Source organism: Psychromonas arctica (assembly GCF_036697365.1).
Classification (GTDB): Bacteria; Pseudomonadota; Gammaproteobacteria; order Enterobacterales; family Psychromonadaceae; genus Psychromonas; species Psychromonas arctica_A.
On the sequence record NZ_JBAHZA010000008.1, the window covers coordinates 150,912 to 176,076 of the forward strand.

Genomic DNA, 25,165 nt, shown 5'->3' on the forward strand with positions numbered 1-25,165 from the left:
CTTTATCAAAAGAAAAACTAGTAGACCTAGATATATAGCCATCTGGTCTGTTGTTTTTTACTAAATGATAAAAAATAGCAATTACCGAATTAATTTCCCGCTATTTATGCTATTTTCTGCGCCAAATTATGATCTGTATTAATTTCAATAACAGATTACTCACTACAATCACCTGTAGTTTTGCAGTAACGGCGTTTTCCGAAATAAAGCGTTAAATGATTAACCATGGCATCAATAAGCTCGTTTATTAATGCATAAAAATAATAAAGTAGGAATATTCAATGAATTCAAACCCCACTCTTATTCAACGTATGATGAGCGGTAGCTTAGTATTACAAATTGTTGTCGGTATTATTGCAGGTGTTTGCCTTGCGAGTTTTTCACCAAGTACAGCCACTTCAGTCTCTTTTCTTGGTAGCTTCTTCGTTAGTGCGTTAAAAGCAGTTGCCCCTATTTTAGTTTTTATCTTAGTTGCTTCATCTATTGCTAACCAAGCAAAAGGTACTCACACTAATCTTAAACCTGTTATTCACTTATACTTAATCGGCACATTATTAGCTTCGATCACTGCTGTATTATTTAGCTATGTTTTTCCTACTGATTTAGTATTAATCACTAGTAATGTAACGACAACTCCACCTGAAGGTATTTTAGAAGTTTTAAATACTTTGTTATTTAAAATTGTTGATAATCCAGTTAATGCACTGTTAACGGGTAACTTTATTGGTATTTTAGCTTGGGCTGTTGGCTTAGGTTTAGCATTACAACATGGTAATGAATCAACTAAAAACTTATTACAAGATCTATCAAATGGCGTTTCAAAGATTGTACAACTAGTCATTCGTTTAGCGCCTATCGGTATTTTTGGATTAGTTGCGACAACCTTTGCAGAAACAGGCTTTGATTCACTAATCGGTTACTCTCACTTGTTAGCAGTGTTAATAGGATCAATGCTATTCATCGCATTGATTGTTAACCCTATCATTGTTTATATCAAACTAGGTTCAAACCCTTACCCACTTATTTTACAGTGTTTACGTGAGTCAGGTGTAACAGCTTTCTTTACACGTAGTTCTGCAGCTAATATTCCAGTTAATATGGCACTGTGTGAGAAATTAAACCTACATAAAGATACTTACTCTGTTTCTATCCCGCTAGGTGCAACGATCAACATGGCAGGTGCAGCGATTACTATTACAGTGTTAACGCTAGCAGCCGTTAATACATTAGGTATCGAATTCGATATCTTTACTGCTATTTTATTAAGTGTTGTAGCAGCGGTTTCAGCATGTGGTGCATCAGGCGTTGCAGGTGGTTCATTACTGCTTATTCCATTAGCTTGTAGCCTATTTGGTGTACCAAATGAAGTAGCAATGCAAGTAGTTGCAATCGGCTTTATCATTGGTGTTGTTCAAGATTCTGCGGAAACAGCATTGAACAGCTCTACGGACGTTATCTTCACTACAGCCGCTTGTCGTGCTGAAGAAGCAAAATAGTTCACCGCTAAAAGCTAGCTCTGAAAACCAAAAAACCGATCAATTGATCGGTTTTTTGGTTTTGATTAGTGTTAAGAATCACCTACTATTTTTTACCAGCTCGAACAAATCCACCTAAGCCTTTTTCATCAAGATAATCGATAAACGTCTGTTTAATAAACACACCATCATGCCCTTTTAAAGCAACTTCAGTACAAGCTTCAAGCTCAGAAATAGTAATTTTATTGAGTAAATATTTAACCTTATTAATGTTAAAAGCATTCATACTCAACTTACGATAACCCAACCCTAATAGCATTAATAAGCCAATCGGATCACCAGCTAACTCACCACAAATACTCACTTCTATATTGTTCTTTTTGCTTTGCTCTAAAATTAAACGCATCGCTTGTAACACTGCAGGGTGATAACTATCAAATAAATCAGCAACACGACTATTATTGCGATCCACAGCCAATAAATACTGCGTTAAATCATTAGTACCAATTGATAAAAAGTCCACCAGCGGCGCTAATTGATCAATAATGAAAATAGCGGAAGGCACTTCAATCATCACGCCGATATCTGGTAATGGGAATTGTTCATGAGACAAAGCTTGCTCCCAGCAGACCTCTTTCCAGGCTTGTTCTATTAAACGTTTAGACTCTTCAACTTCACCTACTGAACCGACCATAGGTAGCATAATACGTAGATTCTGTGTTTCGATACTCGCACGCAACATCGCACGTATTTGAATTAAAAATATTTCAGGATGATCTAACGTTAAACGAATACCACGCCACCCTAAGAATGGATTTTCTTCGTTAATAGGAAAATAACTTAGCTGTTTATCGCCACCAATATCCAACGTACGCATAGTAACAGGCAAGTTTTGGTACTGATCGAATAAGGATTTATAGGTGCTAACTTGCTCTTGTTCAGTTGGGAAGGCATTACTGAGCATAAAAGGCAGCTCACTACGGTATAAACCAATTCCTGAGAAGTTATGTTCTGAGAATACGTCTGGGGTGGAGTTCAAACCAGTATTTAACAATAGCTCAACTTCAAAACCATCTTTGGTCACTGAAGCTTGATTAGCTTCCAACTCTACCAGCGCCTTCATCTCATTTTCTTCGTCTAAAAGAATTTGATATTCAGCGATTAATGAAGCTTCTGGCTCAATAATAATGGTACCGGCATAGCCATTGATGATCATATTTTTTTGAGCGATGCTCTTCAATCGAAGTGGTACACCTAATACAGCAGGGATACCCAAAGTACGAGATAGGATCGCAATATGAGAACTTAAGCCACCACGAACTGAGACAATCCCTTTTAGTTTATCTGGAGGCACCATGGCTAGCATAGAAATAGTCACTTCTTCTGCGACCAAAATAATTTCATCTGGAAAGTCGAGCTGTTCATCGTCACGATTAGAAAGGTGATATAACAAACGCTGCCCAACATCTCTGATTTCAACCGCCCTTTCTCTTAAGTAAGGGTCGCTCATGCTCTCAAACTGCTCTATATAGTTCTCAGAGACACGTTTAACAGCACTCTTAGCGGTTAACTTCTCTTGTCTAATCTGAACTTCTATCGCACTTAATAACGCTTTATCTTGTAAAAGATGCCCGTAGACATCAAATAGCATAAATGCATCTTTGGAAACTTGCTCTTTTAAAGTAATAGATACCTTAGAAAATTCATCTGCACAAGCTTGCACTGCATTAGTAAAAGAGCTCATTTCATGTTCTGGATCTTCACTTAACTCAATACCAACATCACTTAATAACAGGTGAGCCTGTAACACATGTGCTTTATTGATAGAGATACCAGAACTCGCAGGGCTACCTTGCAAATGTAAAGATCGGCTCTTGGATTCAGTTTTATCAGGAAGATCTAATAATGTCCCGCCCAACACACTACCAAGGTGAACCGCTAAGGTAACTAAAAAGGATTCCTCAAGTTCATTATACAGGCGTGGGGTTCGTTGTTGTGCAACCAAGACACCGAGTACCTGGCGTTTATGGATAATAGGAACGCCTAAAAACGAATTAAATTGTTCTTCATTACTAGAAGGGAGATATTTAAACTGAGGGTGTTCAGAAACGTTCACTAAATTGATCGGTTCACCTTTTTGGTAAACCAAACCTACAATACCTTCATCCAAATTAAAATGCGTTGCACCCACTACTTGGCTATCTAAGCCTTCACTAGCCATTAGTGTTAGCTTTTTAGTTTCTTGATTAGTCACAAAGATAGAACAACAATCTAAGATCATTGTGTTTTTAGTTTGCTGTACTAATAAGTTCATAGCATCAGAAAGTGTACTGGCCTCACCGAATTGCTCTACAATTTGACGAAGTTGGCTGAACATAAAACGCTCCTATTAGTAAGGTAAGAAGGTATTTATTATTTGTAAGAACCTCGACGAGGTCGTTTGTTTCGTTTTTTATCTGTTCTGTGCATTAACGAAAATGCAGCATGGGCAAACTCAGTCAATGCTCTTCTATAAACATCGCGCTTAAATGACACAACTTGACGCACTGGATACCAGTAAGTTACCCACCGCCAATCATCAAATTCAGGGTGTCCGCAAGTATCAAATCCAATTTGCTCTTCTTTGGCAATCAATTGTAATAAAAACCAGCGTTGCTTTTGGCCAATACAAATAGGTGCGGGAGATTCCCAACGTACTAAGCGCTTGGGAAGTTTATAACGCAGCCATTGACGACTGCTCGCTACTACTTTGACATGCTCAGGTTTTAAGCCAACTTCTTCATATAATTCTCGATACATCGCTTTTTCAGGGGTTTCCCCTTCTTTTATTCCACCTTGTGGAAATTGCCATGAATGTTGACCGAAGCGCTTAGCCCATAATACTTGACCATTTTTATTACAAATGATGATACCTACATTAGAACGATAACCGTCAGCATCAATCATTAAAAAACTTTCTCAGGTTAAGATCTATTATTATTTATACACAAGTAAATCAACGACAAAACAAAATAGATGAAATTATAATTATAATTGCATTCTTTCACAGAAACCCTTATCCATCAAACTCATAAACTATAAAAAGGTTAAACGATAGTACCTAGGTCACGTTTACTGAAAATGAATAATATTAATGTATCCACTAAATCTGTGCATAACTATGTGTACAATTAAACACAAATAAAAGGATCAAGAAACACAACAAACCGCAAGATCTTTATATATTTATTTAAAAAGCTATTATTACATTTAAAAACAGCATGTTAAATAAAAACAACAAACTATAAGAATAGATTACTGTAAATAGATCCAGTAAGTTTCATTCACAATTGAATGTGAATATCTTGATCGTACAAAAAACATACAACCAAGATAAAACGATGCATTTCCGTACAAAAAATAAACATATAAAATAGATTTTTAGAAAAATTAAGTAAAATGATCAGATTGAAAATGAAGATCTTTCGATCTATTCAGTTATCCACTAAAAATGTGCATAACTCTGTGTAAGTTCATTTTAAAACTATGAATAACCCAACAATAAAAAAACACGTACAATCAATATATTTATATTTTACAGCCTATCAAGCGAGTTATTATGCAGCCTACACCACAATCTGAATCTCAGTTATTGAGTTATTGTGAAGCCATAGCCGGTTACTCTTTATCTGAATTAGCAGACATAGCAGGTATTATCACCCCAGAAAATCTACGTAAAAACAAAGGTTGGGTAGGCCAACTCATTGAATGGCATTTGGGTGCATCAGCAGGCAGTAAACCAGAGCAAGACTTTAAGCACCTTGGGATTGAACTGAAAACAATCCCTATTGATAGTAACGGTAAAGTATTAGAAACCACTTTTGTTTGCAGTACACCTATTTTAAATACCACTCACCTTACCTGGGAAAACAGTAATATTCGCAATAAACTCAGCAAAGTATTGTGGCTACCTGTTCAAGGCGAACGAAAGATCCCACTAGCAGAACGTCTAGTCGGTAATGGCTTTTTATGGACAGCTTCAACGCAACAGGAACAATTAATGCGTCAAGACTGGGATGAAATCATGGAAAAAATTGCACTGGGCAAAATAGAACAAATTAGTGCACGCGATGGGCAGGTATTACAACTACGCCCCAAAGCCGCCAATGGACAAGTTGTTACTGATGCTTATGGAGAAGAAGGCGAATTAATTAAAGTAAGACCTCGTGGCTTTTACCTTAAAAAAGCATTCACTCAGCATATTATTAACCAGCAATTTAATTTAAATGTATAAGTGAAACAGAATTGACTAGAAATTGTACAATGTTTGCAGTAAATTAAATCTCAAATAGATATCGTTTAAGGAGCAGACATGAGTATTAAAAAGCAATTTTTAAAAAACAAACCAATCGTAAAAGTGACCTTCGAAATTAGTAAAGAAATGGCTAAAAATGCCAGTACCATCAACTTACTCTCAGAGCATAACCAATGGACGCCTATTGAGTTTAAAAAATTTAAAAATGGTAAATTTAAGATAGCTGAAAATATCTCAATGGAAGATCGTCAAGGTTTTCAATTCATCTACCAAGCGACTTCAGAAAGTGGCGAAGCTTTTACTCTATTACCCGATGATGCTTATAGCTACGTTGATAATGGGATGAACGACGGTGGAAAAAATGCAGTCGTAGTTTTTGCTGACTAATGATCTTTTAAAATCGTTAATACGTAATTAATTACTATTGTAAATCAGCATGTTTCGAGAGCACTGCTTTAGTAAAACAGTGTTAAAGTTTGGTTACCTTAAATAAAGTAAAACCTCCTCTTTATACACCTATTTACATGACAACTTTGTTATATAACTAAGTAATTCCATAAACTGATTTAATACAACCACCTATTAAGAAGCAAACAATAGATCCGGTTTGCAAAGGTTTGTTATGACAATCATAATCAAGTGCAAAATAATAAACGTTAAGCAACTTGCCTCAAATTGGTAGAGATTGATAAAAGTACATTTCACCACACTACCACTGTAATAATTTACAGTGTAATATGATAGTTATATAACGCTTTCAGATATCAAATACACCAATTCAAATGCATTAATGAGTGAGAAATAATGAACAATATTGAAATTCGCGGTGCAAAAACGCATAACTTAAAAAATATTAGCTTATCAATCCCACGAGATAAATTGGTGGTGATAACCGGCCTATCCGGATCAGGTAAATCCTCATTAGCATTTGATACTTTATATGCGGAAGGTCAACGTCGCTACGTTGAATCGCTATCAGCTTACGCCCGTCAGTTTCTATCATTAATGGAAAAGCCTGATGTCGAGCATATTGAAGGTTTATCTCCAGCAATTTCTATCGAACAAAAGTCTACATCACATAACCCGCGTTCTACAGTAGGCACCATTACTGAGATTTACGATTACCTTAGGTTGCTCTTTGCTCGTATTGGAGATCCTCGTTGTCCAACACACGGTGTAACTTTACATGCACAAACCGTTAGCCAAATGGTCGATGCTATTTTAGAGCACCCAGAAAGCACAAAAATGATGCTGCTAGCCCCGATTGTAAAGGGTCGTAAAGGGGAGCATGTTAAAACCTTTGAAAGTTTAGCCGCACAAGGTTTCTTACGTGCACGTATTGACGGTGACGTATGTGACTTAAGCGATCCACCTAAATTAGCATTACATAAAAAACACACTATCGAAGTAGTGGTTGACCGTTTTAAAGTGCGTGACGACTTAAAACAACGTTTGGCTGAATCGGTTGAAACCACCTTAGAATTAAGTAACGGTTCAGCTATTTTGGCTCACATGGACGACAGTGAACCTGAACAACTTTTCTCAGCTAACTTCTCTTGTCCACATTGTGGATACAGTATTGCAGAGCTAGAACCACGTATTTTCTCTTTTAATAGCCCTGCTGGTGCTTGTGAAACCTGTGATGGTTTAGGTGTTGAGCAATATTTTGATGAAGCATTAGTAGTTACTGATCCAAGCTTGAGTTTAGCCAATGGTGCAATCGATGGTTGGAGTAGTAAGTCTAATTATTATTACCAAATTTTACGTGCAGTCGCTGACCATTACGGATTCTCCTTGACCGCACCGTTTAAATCACTGAGCAAAAAACACCAGCAATATGTACTACAAGGTACGGGCAACGAAAAAATCGCCTTTACTTACAGTAATGATAAAGGCGACTTAGTGTCTCGCTTGCACGCTTTCGAAGGCGTGATACCAAACCGATCTCGTCGTTATCGAGAAACCGAATCACCTGCAATGCGTGAATACCTAAGTAAATATATGAACCGTCAACCATGCTCTAGTTGTGGCGGGTCACGTTTAAAAGAGTCTTCTCGTCACGTATTTATTAATGACGTTAATTTATCTCATGTATCTGCATTATCAATTGCCGATGCAGAGCAGTTCTTCCAAAACATTAAACTGGTTGGACAAAAAGCTCAGATAGCCGAAAAGATCTTAAAAGAGATCCTAGAACGACTCAGTTTCTTAGTGAATGTTGGACTTAATTACTTAAGCTTAGAGCGTAGTGCTGAAACATTATCCGGTGGTGAAGCACAACGTATTCGTTTAGCTAGCCAAATTGGTGCGGGTTTAATGGGCGTAATGTATGTTCTTGATGAGCCTTCTATCGGCTTACACCAACGCGATAACGAACGTTTATTAAAAACCCTCACCCATCTACGTGATTTAGGCAATACGGTGATCGTTGTTGAGCATGATGAAGATGCGATCCGTCAAGCAGATCATATTATCGATATTGGCCCTGGTGCGGGTATTCACGGCGGAGAGATTATTGCTGAAGGCAGTTACAAAAAAATATTAAAATCAAAAGACTCATTAACTGCGGATTATTTAAGTGGTCGTAAAGAGATTGTAGTTCCAGAGCAACGCACTCCACTAACCGACAAATGGGTAAAACTCACATCAGCAAGTGCAAACAACTTAAAATCAGTTAATTTAGACTTACCACTAGGTGTATTAACCTGTGTAACCGGTGTTTCTGGTTCAGGTAAATCAACCCTAATTAATGACACTTTATTCCCATTAGCCCAAACTAAACTAAACAAAGCAACCACCATTCAAGCGGCTGCGCATAAAAGCGTTACAGGTTTATCACAACTGGATAAAGTAGTAGATATTAATCAAAGCCCAATTGGTCGAACGCCACGTTCAAACCCGGCCACTTACACAGGTATTTTCACGCCTATCCGCGAACTGTTTGCTGCTACACCAGAGTCTCGCTCTCGTGGTTACAAACCAGGCCGTTTTAGTTTTAATGTAAAAGGTGGTCGTTGTGAAGCCTGCCAGGGTGACGGCATGATTAAGGTAGAGATGCATTTCCTACCTGATGTCTACGTCCCTTGTGATTCATGTAAAGGACAACGCTATAATCGTGAAACCTTGTCAGTAAAATACAAAGGCAAGAATATTCATGAAACATTGGATATGACAGTGGAAGATGCCTTTAAATTCTTTGAAGCAGTACCAGTTATTGCACGAAAATTGCAGACATTAATGGATGTTGGTTTATCCTACATCCGCCTTGGTCAAGCAGCGACAACTTTATCTGGCGGGGAAGCACAACGTGTTAAACTAGCAAAAGAATTGTCCAAGCGTGATACAGGCAAAACACTGTATATTTTAGATGAACCAACAACGGGATTACACTTCCACGATATCGCACAATTACTCAAAGTTATCCACACTCTACGTGATAAAGGAAATACTTTAGTTATTATTGAACACAACCTTGATGTGATTAAAACAGCCGATTGGATCATCGATCTCGGTCCAGAAGGTGGTAACGGTGGTGGTGAAATTATCGCAACAGGTACACCAGAGGATGTGGTCAAAGTAAAAGGCAGCTATACTGGACAATTCCTGAAACCAATTTTAGACAAAAGTGCTTCATAAAATGACATAGAAGCCTTATCTTACAAAAATAATAAATACGAGAGATAAATGGACTTACAACAAAAGCTAACACGTGCCTTCTTTATAAGTTTTGCATTATTAATGGGGCTCGGTGCGCATTACTTCCAACACAATCAAGGAGGTAGTGGTTTACAGTTAGCTGTAAACAACGTTGTTTGGATATTTTTCTCTCTATTAATTGGTTTAGGCCTTTGGCGGATCACCGCCCAACAAAAAATTATTTACTCCAAATACACTGCTATTGTATTTATTGCTTTAGGTTTATTTTTTCTGCCCTTAGCTTATCCTAATAATGCCCTAGCGGATCAAAGCTACACCCGTTTATTAGGCTTATTTGCAGGTGTATTACTCTTCCTCAGCTTACAACAATTTAGCTTTACCCGAGAGCAAATTACTAAGCTACTGCTACTCATTGTATTAGCAGGCTTTATTCAAGCCTGTTATAGCTTAATGCAAGATTATTTATTACCCGCTCGTAATTACTTTGGGTATAGCGTTGGTTATGGTCGTCCTTATGGCATCTTCCAACAGCCTAATGTACTCGCTAGCTTTATGGCTACCACGCTTATTTTAAGCGGCTACCTGTTACAACAAGTAAATGATAAAAAACTGCAAGCATTTTTACTATTAACTGCATTATTAAATATGTGGGTGATCAGTGTTGCAATGTCTCGTACCGGTTATTTAGGCACTCTAATTGGATTATTGCTACTACTGCCTCTGGCATGGCAAAGTAATAAAAAACGCCTTAGTTTATTTGTACTAGCGATATTATTGGGGATAGGCTTTGCTTCCTTAAAGGGCGATGCATTAGGCGCACGTAATGTAGAAGCGATGAAAGAAGGTGGCGCTCGTATTGAGATGTATCAACACGGTTGGCACATGATCAAAGAAAGACCTTTATTAGGATATGGCTATGGTAGTTTCGAAAAAGAGTATTTATTAAGCCATGCTGAACGTGTAAAAAATGGCGAACTTAAGAAATTTTCTCAAGTACTAACTCACCCTCATAACGATCTTATCTTTTGGGCGATTGAAGGGGGAATAGCACCAATATTAGGTATGTTGTTATTAGTACTTACCTTCTTTTATCGATTATGCTCATTTAAACTCAGCAAAGCACTCGCCTTGCTTGCATTAGTGGTGCCCATTGGCTTACATACACAAACAGAATACCCTTTATATCATTCAGCATTACATTGGCTGGTATTAATGGTTTTAGTGTTTTATGTGGATTCAGAATCACAGAAAAATAATGAAAAAAGATTTTACCCCACTTTCTTTTTAAGAGTAGCTGGCACATTAATTCCATTATTTACCGCTATTTTCATGATCACTAATCTATTTGCGATTCATGCGGTTACACACTTTGAGCGAAGTAAAACTCGCGACCTTCGTGAGATCATCAATATTGTGAATCCATTAGTATTTGAAGATAATCTCTCTTTCCACCTCTATAATTTCCGCCTTACCAATGCAATCAACACAGGTAATCAAGCTGAAATTGAGAAGGTGATATTAGGGCTAGAAAAAACCGTTTACAGCACACCTAAACCATTTTTCTATCATTTACTCTATATTGCTTATCAACATCATAATCAACCAGAAAGAGCGGCTGAAGTTCTAAGCTATGCACGTTATTTATATCCAGGAGATAGTGGCTTAAAGAATGCGGATAAAGTGAAAGAAAGTGCATCAAAAGTGACCTCGGTCGCAGTAACAACAAGCCAAGCGGTTTCTTCGGCTAAGATCAGTCATGAGGCTCAGCCGTAATATGCATAGTATGAAAGTATTCCGCTCACTATTTGGCTTTATCGCTTTATTATTAAGCGGATTATTCAGTGCCAGTCATGCTGATATTTATATGTATACAGATAAAAATGGCAATAAATACTTTTCTGAACGTAAAGAAAATAAAAACTATACCCTTCTATTACGCAGCGACACTAATAAAAAACCTACCAGCTTCAGAAACTGGAAGGCAAAAAGTTATACAAACATTTCGATCCCACGTGATAAAACCTTACAAAGAAAGTACCACCCTATTATTATCAAGGCGGCTCAAAAAAATAACCTAGATCCAGCCTTTTTACATGCAGTTATCACCGCAGAGTCAGCTTACCAACGTAACGCAATTTCTTCTGCTGGCGCACAAGGCTTAATGCAATTAATGCCAGAGACGGCAAAACGTTTCTCTGTGACAGACCCTTTTGATCCGACACAAAATATTTATGCCGGAGCATTATATTTAAAGATATTATTAAAAGAATTTAAAACAAGGGAGTTAGCAGCTGCAGCTTATAATGCAGGTGAAGGAGCCGTTAGGCGTTATAAACGTCAAATACCGCCTTATCCTGAAACACAAAAATATGTTTCAAAGGTATTAACTTTTTACCAGTATTATCAACACAATTTATATCTTTAACATATAGGAAGATAGCTAAACTTCCTTAAACAAAAGCCTAAACCATTTATTTTTTAGTATGAGTAGTTATCAGTAATGTATAAAACCCAACAATTATTCACCAATAAATACATCACTTATGCAATTGGTTTAGGATTGATATATGCCATCATAGACATATTAATGCCATTCTCATATGCCACGGTTTATAACAGCTTTTTAATTACACTCATCGTTTATACAGGCTGTGTTATTACCTTACCTAGAGTGACTAAATTTTTATTGGTAGATAAAAGTTTATATGTTTTGCCCGTGATGTTATCCCTTTATAGTTTGGCAATCATCGCCATTGTTTTATTACGTATAGAATACTCTCGCCCTACCCTTATTTATGGATTTGCCATAGTGCTATTCTGGCTATTGATAAGTGCTCGATTTAACCATCAAAGCGCTATTTTAAAACTACAAGCTATCGATAATTTCAGTCTTTCATCATTTAATAGCAACCAACATATCGAAATTGAAACTATCAACTCGCCTTATAATCTGAAACAAATTAAAGATGGTCTAGTAGTAAATTTACATAAATCACTAACAGCAGAGCAAGAGAAGTTTATTGCCGACTGCAGCATCAACAACAAAGTCGTTTATCATTCAGAAACTATTAAAGAGATGATTGAAGGCAAAGTACAAACTACCCATTTGTCAGAAAATGCACTCAATGCTTTAAACACTAATCCTAGTTATCGCCTAATTAAGCGTTTCATAGAAACAGGCCTAATACTATTAAGCCTACCAGTATTTTTACCATTAATGTTAATCATCAGTATCGCAATAAAATTAGAGAGTAAAGGGCCGGTCTTCTATACACAAAAACGAATAGGACAAGGCGGTAATACATTTAAGATTTACAAGCTAAGAAGTATGGAAGTTGGCTGTCCAAAAGCAGACTCTAAATTCGTCACCGAAGAGCATGCCAGAGTCACCAATATTGGCCGATTTATTCGTAAAACCCGTATAGATGAAATACCACAGTTTTTTAATGTAATAAAAGGTGAGATGGCCTTAATTGGTCCAAGACCAGAACAAGAAAGCTTTGTAAAAAGCTTTGAAGCAGACATTCCATTTTATGGTTATCGCCACATGGTAAAACCCGGCATAACAGGTTGGGCACAAACAGTGCAAGGTTATACTGCAGACACAGATTCCACCCGAGAGAAGCTCGCACACGACCTCTACTACATCAAACACCTATCATTCTGGCTTGATGTAAACATCTTCTTTAAGACGCTTAAAACGATGATTACGGGGTTTGGGGCTAAGTAGCTCACTTATTTTAGTAAATCAAGGTTTATGACGCTCATTATTATTCAGTTTTGAAGAATCTACATACGCAGAAAACACTGTTCGCAATGCTTTAAAATTCACTTTGAATGAAGCTTTTATTGCGATATAGAACAAAATAATAACACTTCGATTTCTGACAAATATGTTATCCCCATAATTTCTCAATATATAAAAATGATTTCTTAAAATAAAATATCCTTTCCATGTAAATAAATCATCACTTTGATTGTGAATTAATAATCTAGTTGCACGTGCTTTTAGCGAGCATTTTATAGTAAACCCAGATCTTATAGCTCTTAAAGAATAATCTGTATCATCGCCTGTAATGAAAAATAAAGGGTTAGGAAAGCCAATAGTTTCAACTACTTTTTTTGATATTAAAGGCCCTTCAAAAGGTACTGTTGCAATATTTATCAATTCTTTTTCTTTTAAAGAAGAATAAATATCTGCCACCGAATACAGCTTAGGGTTTTTGCAAAATACTTTGTTGAGATCATAAACCACTGGGGACATTTCTACACAGATGCCGTTCTGATCAAAACGAGTCGGCTGGACAATATCGATAGGAGTATTAAATAATAAATATTCTAAACAATTCTTAGCTGGCAATAAATCATCATCCATTAACCATAAATAGTCATAGTTATACTTTTTAGCTATTTCAAATCCACAATGAAACCCTCCAGCCCCACCTAAATTACAATTCGTATTATAATAAAAAAATGAATCGTCATATCGCGAAAATTCATTAACCACAGCACAAGTTTCATCTCCACTATTGTTATCAATAACAATAACTTTACTCGGCTTTAGGCTTTGATCTTTTAAGGAGTTTAAAACCTTCCGAAGTAATTTACTTCTTTTATAAGTTACAACAATGGCAATAACATTCACTAAATAAAAACCTTAATTCTAAAAATCATTTTAAATAACGGAGGTGCCGACTAAAATCTTCTTTTAAACCATCAAAAACACAACTAAGGTAAAGTTTATAACCTTTAAAATCCAGCTTTCTTGTAACCAAATAAAACCATGAATACATGAACAACTTCACAATAATTTTTAATTTAAAATCATACTTTTTATAAATATAAGTGTGGTTTCTTACTAAGCACACCATTCTTAGTTTTGAGTCTGTATAAGGAACTTTAAACACCCCCCTAAAAATAGGAACTAAAGGTAACTTCAACGCAGGATGATAAAATATAGCACTCGTTAAAGTAATAGGTTTAATTCCTGCTTCCCTACAGCGCCAATAATGCTCGTATTCATCACCCCAAATAAAAAAATCTTTATTGACATATCCAACTTTATCAACACAAGAACGAGTTAATAGAGAACCATTAAATGGAGTGATATAATTCATAACAGCTCCCCATGATGCTTTTAATTCTTTATACAACTCAGTTTTCTGACCATTCTTCTTCCTTGTCTTCCATGACAATTTTTGATGATTTTCAATATCAATACTAACAGGCATAATATATTCGAGGTGATGTCTATTGGCATATGTTAGTAATTTTTTCAAACAATCTTTTTCAGGATAGCCATCATCATCCATTAACCAATAATAATCAGTATTGAAGTTTTCTCTTGATTGCTTTACGGCTTCGTGAAAACCACCTGCACCACCAATATTTTTTGATGAACAAACAAGCCATATTGTTGCAGCTCTAACCTTACCTAACTTTTGCATTCCTACTTTGGTAGACTTTTGACATTTAAACTTGTCAATTAAAGCTTCGCTGGTTCCATCTATCGAAGCGTTATCATAAATGATTACATTAGTAATTTGACATGATTGATCAAGCACTCTATCTAAACAGCGAATTAATTCTAGTTTGCGATTAAATGTAACAATACAGACAGAAATGCTAGTCATTCTAATTGGCCATTAAACTTATTCATCAATAAAAAAAGCTGGGAGTTGCTTATTATCATTAATCAGTTTGATCGTTTTTTTTGCTGTATCTAGTGCATCTCTAATTGTAACATCCATATCTAAATACCTATATGTCCCAAGTCGCCCAATGAAAGAAACTGAAGATTGCGTATTCGCAAGTGTACGATACTTCATCAGCGGTGTTAATGAATCGCCTTCTGCAAACCTGATAGGGTAATACGGAATATCATTACATTCTGCTTGTCGACTGTATTCTTTATATACCACTGTTTTGTTGTGCTCTTCCCAGGGAGAAAAATATTTGTGCTCCGTTATTCGTGTATATGGGATATCAATATCTGCATAATTCATAACAGCAGTTCCTTGATACTCTCCCTCAAAAACTTCTTTTTTAAAATCTAATGTTCGATAACCTAATCGGCCACACTTAAAATTAAAATACTCATCAATGGGCCCAGAATAGAATATATGATCAAACCCTTCTTGCATACTTTTGTTAAATGAAGTGTTCAACTTAACTTTAATATTTTTATGGTTTAATATTTTTTCTACAATTTCAGTATAGCCATTTTTAGGCATACCTTGGTATTTATGGTTAAAGTAATTGTCATCGTAAGTAAACCTAACAGGTAAACGTTTTAGAATGCTAGCAGGTAACATCGAAGGAGCTACTCCCCACTGTTTTTGTGTATACCCTTTAAAAAAAGCTTCATACAGCTCCTTCCCAACAAACCGCATAGCTTGTTCTTCAAAAGTTTGAGGGATGTTGATAGACATATCTGCTTTAGATTCAATATATACTCGAGCTTGATTAGGGCTTAATGCTTGCTCAAAAAATTGATTAATAGTATGTAAGTTTATTGGCAAAGAATAAACGCTTCCTTTATAAGTCGTTTTGACTCTATTTATATATGGCATAAATTCAGCCCAGTTATTCATATACTCCCAAACTTCTTGGTCATTTGTATGAAAAATATGAGGGCCATATACATGAAGCATGATATTTGTATCGTCATCTCGTTTAGTATGGCAATTACCTGCAACATGATTACGAGAATCAATAACCGTAACCTTTAAACCATGCTCCGCTAATTCTCTTGCTATAACAGCACAGGAAAACCCCGCTCCTACACATAAAATATTCATTTTTTGACCTTAAATATTTTTTCCCAAAATTTTTCTCTTGTAAAAGTGTTAAAAGCTTCAGAATATTCTTTTCTAAGATACTTATAATTTATGTTAATTTTTATCAGTCTGATTGTAAATATTGAAATAATCTTTATAGCTTCTATATTATTCCTTGAAACAGCATAAGAAAAACCTTGCCGATTGACATAACATATTGACTTTTTCATGAAAACACTTTTTAACTTAATACCCCTTTCATGATTTTGGTATGAAATATCATTAGATAACATAAAACCAGGGACTAAATTGCCATTTAAAGTGATTAAACGCATAAGACTTCTATGAATCGCTTCTATTTTTAATGGCTCGACTCTTAGAGGTTCTGATTCATCATCTAAAAATAATTCCTTAGGGTTTGATATTAGATTATTGGAAGTCATTTGTTCATCTGGTAATAAAGCTATGTCTTTTCTCACATTTATCATATCCACATTATCAGCCCAAAACGACCTTCCAATTAAAATATGTTCCATCGCAAATAACAAAGCTTTCGCTGATGAATATTTATAGGATAATAAGCATATTAACATCTGCTTAATCAGAATAATGTTCAATCTGCTTTTTCCTAAATCCAAGTGAGTAAGTAATTGAACAATGTGATGCCTAGAATCAAGATACGCAGTTATCGGACTTGTTTTATTCGAAAATGAATCACCCCAACTACAAATTCCCGCATAAGTAATAAGCTCAAAATCATTAACCATGGAAAACATTATATCATCTCCTCGAACAAAAAAAGGAAATGAAAAATACTTAATCTCTGACAACTTAAATCCAAAATACCACCAGCCGCCATAATCAATAACATCACTACTATTAGCGATTATGCTTACATTTCTAGGGTTTCTTAAATCAAGTTTATGCATTAGAGGCTTACAAATACCATTAAATTTTGCACCATTTTCCCAAACAGAATAAGAATACTCTTCATCAAGCAAAGCCCCTGAAACAGCTAATTTATCCTGAGTCGAATATTGAAATAACATGCGAGTTCTAAATATTGACTCTACTTCACAACTTGCATCATCATCCATTAAAATCACATGGCTATAATCCGCATCTTTTGCGAATAACATGCCTCGAGTGAAACCACCAGAACCACCTAGATTTTCATTTTTCAAAATAAATGTGGAAGGGTATTCAGGTAATTCTAAGCTCTGTGAATTATCAACAACAATAATATCGATGCCTGCTTTTGAAAGTTCTACAGTGATTTTATCCAAAGCCAACTCAACAGCTTTTTCTCGCTTATAATGCGTAATTACAATAGCAAGCTTAACTTCATTAGCAGGGGAGATATCAGTAACCCATTCCATCTTTTCTATGGAACCTTTATCACTCAAGCATTGAATCGAAACAGATAACAGACGCTCATCAAATATATTTTGACAATCATCAGAAAAATTAAGAATATGCTCGCCTGAAAGCAAAAGTACAGTTTTAAACAAATTAACTACACTACCTGATTTATTAGCTGTATTGATTGATATTAAAAATTTACCATTACCATTTACTTTTAACATTAACTGATTAATATCAGTATGCTTTCTTATTTTAGCAAGAGGTAATGTATTGAAATAGGTGTGGCTATCAATTAAAGATAAATAAGAAAATTTTATAGCATGCTTTTCGAAGTAAACAGAGCCTTTTGAAAAGTAATACAAGTTTTGATCTCTTTCTCCTGAAACAAAGGTTTGAATTACATTGTATATTTTTCCTCTCATTACATCTCTCTTCTACTTTTATCGTTCAATGGACTTTCATTATTTAAAATTAAAAAAATTTCTTAATTTTAAATAGATATTAGTTTGGGGTTCGCATGGAAAATTAAACGAGTATGCTTTATAAATTTTCTTTTTAAAGCTTTCATTCTCGAAGGAGAATTCTTTTTTATAGTTATTTGGGCAAGGGTATCCTAATAAATTAAAATCATCTTTATATAGTTCAACAATTTTAGTCACATCTCTACTATTAAATTGGTTAACATTGTTAGCATAAGTAGATGCATTCCCTAGCAATTCAATTTGTTTTATTTTCTCTATATTAAGATTCAATTCTAATGCAAGAGAAAGTAGTTCATTTTTTAAATTCTCTTGATGTAAAAAAGTATCAATAACTGATACGCCATTATAATGTGTAAAATAACTTTGAGGGCAGAAATGTATATACCTTGGATCATATGCAATTTTTATTGGATCTAACTCCTCAATAATTTTTGACATTGTTATCTTACGGTCATGTTGCCTTTTATGCTCTTCAACTGCACTTATAAAACGATCAAGTGGATTTCGTATCGCAGCGATAACCTTATATTCTCTCAGAAAACTCCACTCGTCATAATGATAGAGTAAATGTAATGGTAAATGAGCAAGATCGTTCCAACTATTCGTTTTTTCCGAATAATTCCAATGCCAAAATTTTCCATACATATCAGCTTCACATAATATGTGCCTAACTGCTTTTCCTGCACATTTAGGTATATGAATAAAAACGACTTTCTTGTCATGATTTATTATCATTTATTGTTCCTAGAAAACACCTTCTCTTATTGCTAGTTTTACCTAAGCCACGTTTTTAATCCAGTTAAACGATACACATCAATTGCCATGATTATATTCCATACAATCATGGCAATTGTTACAGTAATTGCAGCACCCATTGCACCATAAAGTGGAATGAGTGAAATTAGTAACACTAACGAAACAAATAGCACAATGAGATCTGTTCTCAATGTTCTTCTTTCATGCCCGGTCATATTCATGACGAGCCCTACTGATCCCATGCCTACGTTAAAGATTTGTCCTAAACATAATATGAGTATCAAATTATAAGCTGGTAGGTAAGTTTCTCCAAATAACAAAGTGACAAATAGTTTCCCAAATACGATTAACAGTAATGCGAATGGGAGAGAGCTTAAAACACTAATTCTCACACTAGATTTCAGTAATCTTTGCATCTCTACAAAATCACCTTGATTATACAAACTCGCGATTTTCGGCGCTGTTACTTTGTTTACAGAATCCAAGCCTAATGCAAACATGGAAACAGCTTGAATGGCCACTTTAAAATACCCCACAGCGGTTCCTCCACTCAAAATACCCAATAATATTGTAGCTAGCTCTCCACTCATTGCTCCAATAAGCGTTAGCATAGTAAAAGGCATTAACGCTTTATACCAATGCTTTTTCTCAAATAAAGCTATTACCTTGCTTGATCTATGAGATCTAATTCGCCGAACGAGATAACCACTTAAAACTAGGGCTAAAATATGCACTATTATTTGAAAATAAAGTAAGTATTCGACATCCAAGCTCACATCATAAAAATAATAACTAATTGAAATAATAACTAAGAAAGTTAAGGGTGCAAAAATAGCCATTGGCAGTAACGCTAAAGCAGGATGTTGTAATCCATTTAAGATAGCCTCATGTCTTATTATTAACCCTTTAAAGGAGATGAGGGCACTACCAATAAGCATCAACATTATCATAGAGCTATCTTTTCCAATCCATAAAGATATATAGCAATATATCATTGTCATTATTAATGAAATAGACATCACATGTCTTTTAGACCAAATCAAAATTCCAACAAAAAGAGAATGTGCTTTCTCAATTCGATATTTAGCTATTTCTCTAATCAATAAAGGTGGAAGTCCTGCAATACTTGGGATCATTGCAAAAATAATTGTAGATAAAACAAATGTATAATAGCCATATCCTTCAGGCCCTAAAACCCTTGCTACAATTACACCTGAAAGTAAGGCGATCCCTCGACTGAATAGTTGAATTGAAGCGATTCTTAAGAATATTTTAGTTAAATTATTTTGTACTTTCATTTAATCCCAAAAAGTTAACTTTAATTCACCTTTCTAAAAGGTAATCTCCTACAAAATAAAAGGTGCTTTCTAATTATTAATAACTGAAATCATTATGGACCTACAGTTAACTTTTAAAAACTAATCGGTTTACGTGGTTTCTTTACCTTTGGCGCGGTACTACTTTCGACTTGCTCAAATGAGGTTTGGTAGTCTGATTGGGATTCTACTTGCTGTTCTGTTACATCAGACTCTTCTACAAACTCATAATTTTGTGTTTCACCTGCTAAAGCGATTTGTAGGTATTGTTCGTTGAAGTAGATTAAATCACCTGCATAGATTTTTTTACGCTTTTGCGTTTCTACTTCACCGTTTAGTGAGACATACCCTTCCGCGATAGCTTGTTTAGCTTCGCCGCCACCAGAGACTAGGTTGGCTATTTTTAATATTTTATACAATGCAGTGGGTTCTTCACGGATCTCTATTAACGTCGCGTAAATTTCTTGCTCATCAGACATCTATCTTCTCATCTATCATTAAATTAAATTATACCAATAACATTAATCAACTAGTGTATTTTACTGGTTAAAATAACTTACTTAACGTCATTGGTATTACTTTCCTGTCAGGCTATGGTCCCAATCTTTCCAGACCACTTCATAACCTTGCGCTTTTACTAGGTTTGCCATGGTTGCTGGTGAGCGTTCATCGCTTATTTCAAATTGCTCCAGGGCTTTGTCTGCTTGTTCTGCATATCCGCCTGGTTGTGTACTTGAACCTGCACTTAACGAGGTAATGCCTAACGGTAACACATGATTTCTAAAATGCTCAGACTCACGTGTGGATAACGATAACTCAACCTCAGGATTAAACAAACGGTATGCACAAATTAATTGTACTAGTTGTTTATCATTCATTACCGATTTTATTTCCATACCACCTTCACAAGGGCGCAAACGAGGAAAAGAGATAGTATAACGTGTTTGCCAATATTTTTTCTCAAGATAATTTAAGTGAGCTGCAACATAGAAGCAATCTGTACGCCACTCTTCAAGGCCAATTAAACTCCCCAGCCCCATTTTATGAATGCCCGCTTCACCCAACCTGTCATGAGTGTTTAAACGGTAAATAAAATCTGACTTTTTACCTTTTAGGTGATGCTCTGCATAAGTGACTGGATTATAGGTTTCTTGGTAAACGAGTACTGCATTAACACCATATTCAATCAATTCACTGTATTCTTCTTGATCAAGTGGTTGCACTTCGATGGTGATATTTGCAAAGTATTTTTTTATGATAGGCAGTGCTTGTTTGAAGTAATCTACACCGACTTTACGCTCAGATTCGCCTGTTACAATTAAAATATGGTCAAAGCCCATTTTTTTAATCGCAATACATTCGTCTTCAATTTCTTGCATATCTAATGTTTTACGACGTAATGCGTTGTGCATTGAGAAACCACAATAAGTACAGATATTACTGCACATATTCGATAAGTATAAAGGAATATAAAATTGCTGTGTTTTACCAAAACGTTGCAAAGTGAGCTGTTGAGACTTTTGAGCCATCTGCTCTAAATAGGGTTCAGCTGCAGGGCTAATTAAGGCTTTGAAATCTTCTAAGTCTAAACGTGGTTTAGATAATGCACGCTGCACGTCTGATGCCGTTTTAGCATAAATAGATAAACGGACATCATCCCATTGATACTCTTTTATTTTATCGCTGAAATTCACAGGCTAGCCTCTAAGAATGCAGTTAATGGACTTGATGCAACGGCTTCTGTACTTTGACCACCTAAACCAGCTAAGTAAGCTTGTCGACCAGCTTGTACCGCTTTAGCAAACGCTTCACTCATTGCCACTGGATTACCTGCAACAGCAATTGCTGTATTAACGAGCACTGCATCAGCGCCCATTTCCATTGCTAAAGCAGCATGTGAAGGGCTTCCTAAGCCTGCATCAACAATCACAGGAACAGTTGCCTGCTCAATGATAATATCTAAAAATTCTGCTGTTTTAATGCCTTTATTAGAGCCAATAGGTGCACCTAATGGCATGACGGCGGCACAGCCTGCTGACTCTAAGTGCTTACATAATACAGGGTCTGCATGGACATAAGGTAAAATTACAAATCCTTTGTTAGCTAACATTTCAGCAGCTTTTAAAGTTTCAATCGGATCAGGTAAGAGGTATTTTGGATCAGGATGAATCTCTAACTTTACCCAATTGGTTTGCAATGCTTCACGCGCTAATTCAGCAGCAAATACCGCTTCCTTGGCATTACGCGCTCCGGAAGTATTAGGTAATAAGTTCATGCCATTTTTTATTAATGGAGCAAGAATATCATCATCTTTATGCTGCATATCAACTCGCTTCAGCGCCATGGTAACCAGTTCAGATTTTGATGCTTTTAATGCGGCGACCATGGTCTGTTGGTCATTAAATTTTCCAGTCCCAGTAAACAAACGAGACTCAAACTGTTTATCACCAATTACTAATTGATCATTGTTCATCATTTCTTCAAATAACATAATTACCCACCTGCAATTGCTTGAAACAAAGAGATACTATCTCCCTCATTAATATTATGTGTCGCCCACTCTGAGCGGTTAATAATCTGCATATTTACAGCGACTGCACTACCTATCAAAGGCTTCTCTAGATGAGTTAATAACTGCTCAATATTCATTGAATTCGGCAATGTTAATGCTTGTTCATTCACTTGTATTTTCATCTAAGCTTGTCCACATACGCTGCATTGAGGTTCTTTATTAATGGCAAAGGTTTGCCAATCGAGAGTTTTTCCATCAAATAGTTTTAATTTATTTTTAATGCCCGATGGCAAGCCAACAAAGTATTTAATCGCTTCTAACGCTTGCAAGGTACCAATCGTACCGACTACTGGCCCGATGATGCCGGAGTTACTGCAATTCAGCGTTTGCTCTTCTGAGCTAGGAAACAAGCAGTGATAACAAGGAGAGTCCGCTTGGCTATGGTCAAAAAACATTAGCTGCCCTTCTAAACGAATCGCAGCTCCTACAATCAAAGGTATTTTAGCCTCAACACAGGCTTTATTGATCATTTGTCTGGTTGCCATATTATCGGTGCAGTCTAGAACCAGATCGGCCATCGTTAGCTCCATACTTAACTGCAGCTCAGGCATCTGCTTGTTAATGCTACGCACTTTAATATCTGGATTAAGTTGTTGTAGACGCTGCTTAGTTATCTCTACTTTTGAATCACCAATATCACTGCTCTGATAAGTAATTTGTCGCTGTAAATTACTTACTTCAATCTCATCAAAGTCATTTAATACTAAATGCCCGATACCGGCAGCTGCTAAATACAAAGCAGCGGGAGAACCTAACCCGCCCATACCAATAATCAATACTTTTGCTTGTTTTAATTTATGCTGGCCTGCTTCACTTACTTCTTCTAAGAGTAAATGACGGCTATAACGTAGTAGCTCGCTATCACTTAACATATGTGCTTCCTTGGCTCATGACCTGATTAAATTGATTAATTACTTGTTGTGGGTCTTCAGCTTTGGTTATCGCTGTAACAACTGCAATACTACCAACACCACACTGCCATACTGCTGGTGCTCGTTCTAAATTAATACCACCAATAGCAACAGTGGGTGTATTAGACAATAACGCAGCATATTTTGCTAAGCGTTCTAAACCTTGAGGATCCGATGGCATATCTTTAGTTTGTGTTGGGAAAATATGCCCTAATGCAATATAACTAGGTTTTAGTTGCTGTGCGCGTAATAGCTCGTAATAACCGTGAGTACTTAATCCAATGCGCAAGCCTGCATCAGCAATCAATGCTAGGTCAGCTACATCCATATCCTCTTGCCCAAGATGTACGCCATAAGCTTGATGTTTAACCGCTAATTGCCAATAATCATTAATAAATAACCTTGCTTTATAAGCTTTCCCTAAAGCAATCGCATCAATAATCTGCTGTTCTACTTGATCATCGTGTTTATCTTTTATGCGTAACTGTATCGTTTTCACGCCCATTTTTAATAAACGCTCAATCCACTCTACCGAGTCAACAACAGGATAAAGTCCTAATTGTTGAGTATCGCAAGGCGTGAAACCTGGTCCTGCTTCTAAGTTGCCCGGCAGATCTAATTCATAACCAATGCTCGACTCTGGTAAAACAATTTCTGGGAAATCATTGCTATCCGTTGGCCAACCACAATGAGCAACAGAACCTTCACCAGCACCGAGAGCTTTAGAAAATTTTAATCCTTGGTTTAAATAAGCTTTTGCAATGACTAATGCGTCTTCGATAAAGTAATCTAGTGCCATCGCCCCTGCTATTGCGCTAGCTAATGTACATCCTGTACCGTGAGTGTGAACATCAGTTAAACGTGGGCTGGTTAGCGCAATCTCTCTTTTACCATCGCTCCAATAATCTAAGGCAACGTTATCCACCAACTCAAAATGACCACCTTTAATTAATACACTGCCACATCCCATATCAATAAGCTTATCTACAGCCGGTTTAAACGACTCACCAGAAATTAAAGCATGTCCAGATAAGGTTAAAACTTCATTTGCATTAGGAGTCAATAAATCTATTTGAGGTAATAACTGCGTTTTAATCACCTCGTTGATACCCTCTTCAGCCATTTCATCGCCTGTCGACGCAACTGCAACAGGGTCATAAATAACAAATGGCTTATGTGCCCAGGTTTGTTTATATAAAGAAAGTTGTTGAGCAAGAATTTTGACATGCTCAACACTCGCTAGTAGACCGATTTTAATCACTTTAGCAGGCATATCTTCCGCTAAACTGGCTAATTGTTGTGTGAACATTTTTTCAGAAACACTTTCAACAAGCTGCACTGCTTGAGAATTTTGCGCAGTGACCGCTGAAATAACAGAACAACCATCGGCCCCGAGATCATGAAAAGTACAAATATCTGCTTGAATACCTGCTCCAGCACTAGAATCAGATCCTGCAATTGTCCACACTATATTGTTCATATTTAACCTTTAACTTGTCTTAGTTATTCGTGACTAGCGGAAACTAACCATTTATATTTATTGAATATTGTACGAAAA

21 protein-coding genes are annotated in these 25,165 nt (G+C 36.1%); 7 read left to right on the plus strand and 14 right to left on the minus strand.

What is annotated here, in order from left to right; translation table 11 throughout:
- The first annotated feature begins 281 nt into the window (after window positions 1-281).
- On the plus strand, window positions 282-1,496 hold the full coding sequence (gene sstT / locus V5290_RS11020; protein WP_333385413.1) for a serine/threonine transporter SstT: 1,215 nt from the start codon (window positions 282-284) through the stop codon (window positions 1,494-1,496).
- A gap of 85 nt (window positions 1,497-1,581) precedes the next feature.
- Here sstT and ptsP read toward each other — a convergent pair whose 3' ends face one another.
- A complete protein-coding gene (gene ptsP, locus V5290_RS11025; RefSeq protein ID WP_333385416.1) occupies window positions 1,582-3,852 on the minus strand; it encodes a phosphoenolpyruvate--protein phosphotransferase in 2,271 nt (756 codons plus the stop codon).
- A 35-nt stretch (window positions 3,853-3,887) separates the two neighbouring features.
- Complete coding sequence (gene rppH / locus V5290_RS11030; protein ID WP_113819281.1) at window positions 3,888-4,421, minus strand: RNA pyrophosphohydrolase; 534 nt, start codon at window positions 4,419-4,421, stop codon at window positions 3,888-3,890.
- Window positions 4,422-5,073: 652 nt separating this feature from the next.
- Here rppH and mutH point away from each other — a divergent pair.
- From mutH to V5290_RS11060, 6 genes are all read left to right on the plus strand, one after another.
- A complete protein-coding gene (gene mutH / locus V5290_RS11035) occupies window positions 5,074-5,748 on the plus strand; it encodes a DNA mismatch repair endonuclease MutH (protein ID WP_333385419.1) in 675 nt (224 codons plus the stop codon).
- Between the two features lie 78 nt (window positions 5,749-5,826).
- Window positions 5,827-6,156 carry a hypothetical protein gene (locus V5290_RS11040; protein ID WP_333385423.1) on the plus strand — a complete coding sequence of 110 codons (330 nt, stop codon included), beginning with the start codon at window positions 5,827-5,829 and terminating at the stop codon, window positions 6,154-6,156.
- 417 nt (window positions 6,157-6,573) lie between these two features.
- Complete coding sequence (gene uvrA / locus V5290_RS11045; RefSeq protein WP_333385426.1) at window positions 6,574-9,405, plus strand: excinuclease ABC subunit UvrA; 2,832 nt, start codon at window positions 6,574-6,576, stop codon at window positions 9,403-9,405.
- A gap of 48 nt (window positions 9,406-9,453) precedes the next feature.
- Entirely contained in the window at window positions 9,454-11,199 is a 1,746-nt protein-coding gene (locus V5290_RS11050; RefSeq protein WP_333385429.1) for a PglL family O-oligosaccharyltransferase, read from the plus strand.
- Window position 11,200: 1 nt separating this feature from the next.
- Complete coding sequence (locus V5290_RS11055) at window positions 11,201-11,851, plus strand: transglycosylase SLT domain-containing protein (protein ID WP_333385432.1); 651 nt, start codon at window positions 11,201-11,203, stop codon at window positions 11,849-11,851.
- A gap of 75 nt (window positions 11,852-11,926) precedes the next feature.
- Window positions 11,927-13,156 carry a sugar transferase gene (locus V5290_RS11060; RefSeq protein ID WP_333385435.1) on the plus strand — a complete coding sequence of 410 codons (1,230 nt, stop codon included), beginning with the start codon at window positions 11,927-11,929 and terminating at the stop codon, window positions 13,154-13,156.
- Between the two features lie 18 nt (window positions 13,157-13,174).
- Here V5290_RS11060 and V5290_RS11065 read toward each other — a convergent pair whose 3' ends face one another.
- The 12 genes from V5290_RS11065 to thiE form a co-directional block, all read right to left on the minus strand.
- Window positions 13,175-14,071: a glycosyltransferase gene (locus tag V5290_RS11065; protein WP_333385437.1), complete on the minus strand. Its 897-nt coding sequence runs from the start codon at window positions 14,069-14,071 to the stop codon at window positions 13,175-13,177.
- Window positions 14,072-14,096: 25 nt separating this feature from the next.
- Window positions 14,097-15,059, minus strand: a complete 963-nt coding sequence (locus V5290_RS11070) for a glycosyltransferase (protein ID WP_333385440.1) — start codon at window positions 15,057-15,059, stop codon at window positions 14,097-14,099.
- 18 nt (window positions 15,060-15,077) lie between these two features.
- The gene (gene glf / locus V5290_RS11075; RefSeq protein ID WP_333385443.1) at window positions 15,078-16,226 is read right to left on the minus strand and encodes a UDP-galactopyranose mutase; all 1,149 of its coding nucleotides are present in this window, start codon (window positions 16,224-16,226) and stop codon (window positions 15,078-15,080) included.
- Entirely contained in the window at window positions 16,223-17,992 is a 1,770-nt protein-coding gene (locus tag V5290_RS11080) for a hypothetical protein (RefSeq protein WP_333385446.1), read from the minus strand. The genes glf and V5290_RS11080 overlap by 4 nt, the downstream gene beginning before the upstream one ends.
- A 39-nt stretch (window positions 17,993-18,031) precedes the next feature.
- Window positions 18,032-18,787, minus strand: a complete 756-nt coding sequence (locus V5290_RS11085; RefSeq protein ID WP_333385449.1) for a sulfotransferase family 2 domain-containing protein — start codon at window positions 18,785-18,787, stop codon at window positions 18,032-18,034.
- Between the two features lie 38 nt (window positions 18,788-18,825).
- Entirely contained in the window at window positions 18,826-20,106 is a 1,281-nt protein-coding gene (locus V5290_RS11090; RefSeq protein WP_333385451.1) for a flippase, read from the minus strand.
- Window positions 20,107-20,219: 113 nt separating this feature from the next.
- Entirely contained in the window at window positions 20,220-20,603 is a 384-nt protein-coding gene (locus V5290_RS11095; protein ID WP_333385454.1) for an RNA-binding S4 domain-containing protein, read from the minus strand.
- A 96-nt stretch (window positions 20,604-20,699) separates the two neighbouring features.
- Complete coding sequence (gene thiH / locus V5290_RS11100) at window positions 20,700-21,818, minus strand: 2-iminoacetate synthase ThiH (RefSeq protein ID WP_333385457.1); 1,119 nt, start codon at window positions 21,816-21,818, stop codon at window positions 20,700-20,702.
- Window positions 21,815-22,615, minus strand: a complete 801-nt coding sequence (locus V5290_RS11105; protein WP_333385460.1) for a thiazole synthase — start codon at window positions 22,613-22,615, stop codon at window positions 21,815-21,817. The genes thiH and V5290_RS11105 overlap by 4 nt, the downstream gene beginning before the upstream one ends.
- A gap of 2 nt (window positions 22,616-22,617) precedes the next feature.
- On the minus strand, window positions 22,618-22,818 hold the full coding sequence (gene thiS / locus V5290_RS11110; protein ID WP_333385462.1) for a sulfur carrier protein ThiS: 201 nt from the start codon (window positions 22,816-22,818) through the stop codon (window positions 22,618-22,620).
- Window positions 22,819-23,568, minus strand: coding sequence for a molybdopterin-synthase adenylyltransferase MoeB (locus V5290_RS11115; RefSeq protein WP_333385465.1), 750 nt, complete (start codon window positions 23,566-23,568; stop codon window positions 22,819-22,821).
- The gene (gene thiE, locus V5290_RS11120; protein ID WP_333385468.1) at window positions 23,558-25,087 is read right to left on the minus strand and encodes a thiamine phosphate synthase; all 1,530 of its coding nucleotides are present in this window, start codon (window positions 25,085-25,087) and stop codon (window positions 23,558-23,560) included. The genes V5290_RS11115 and thiE overlap by 11 nt, the downstream gene beginning before the upstream one ends.
- Window positions 25,088-25,165: the final 78 nt, after the last annotated feature.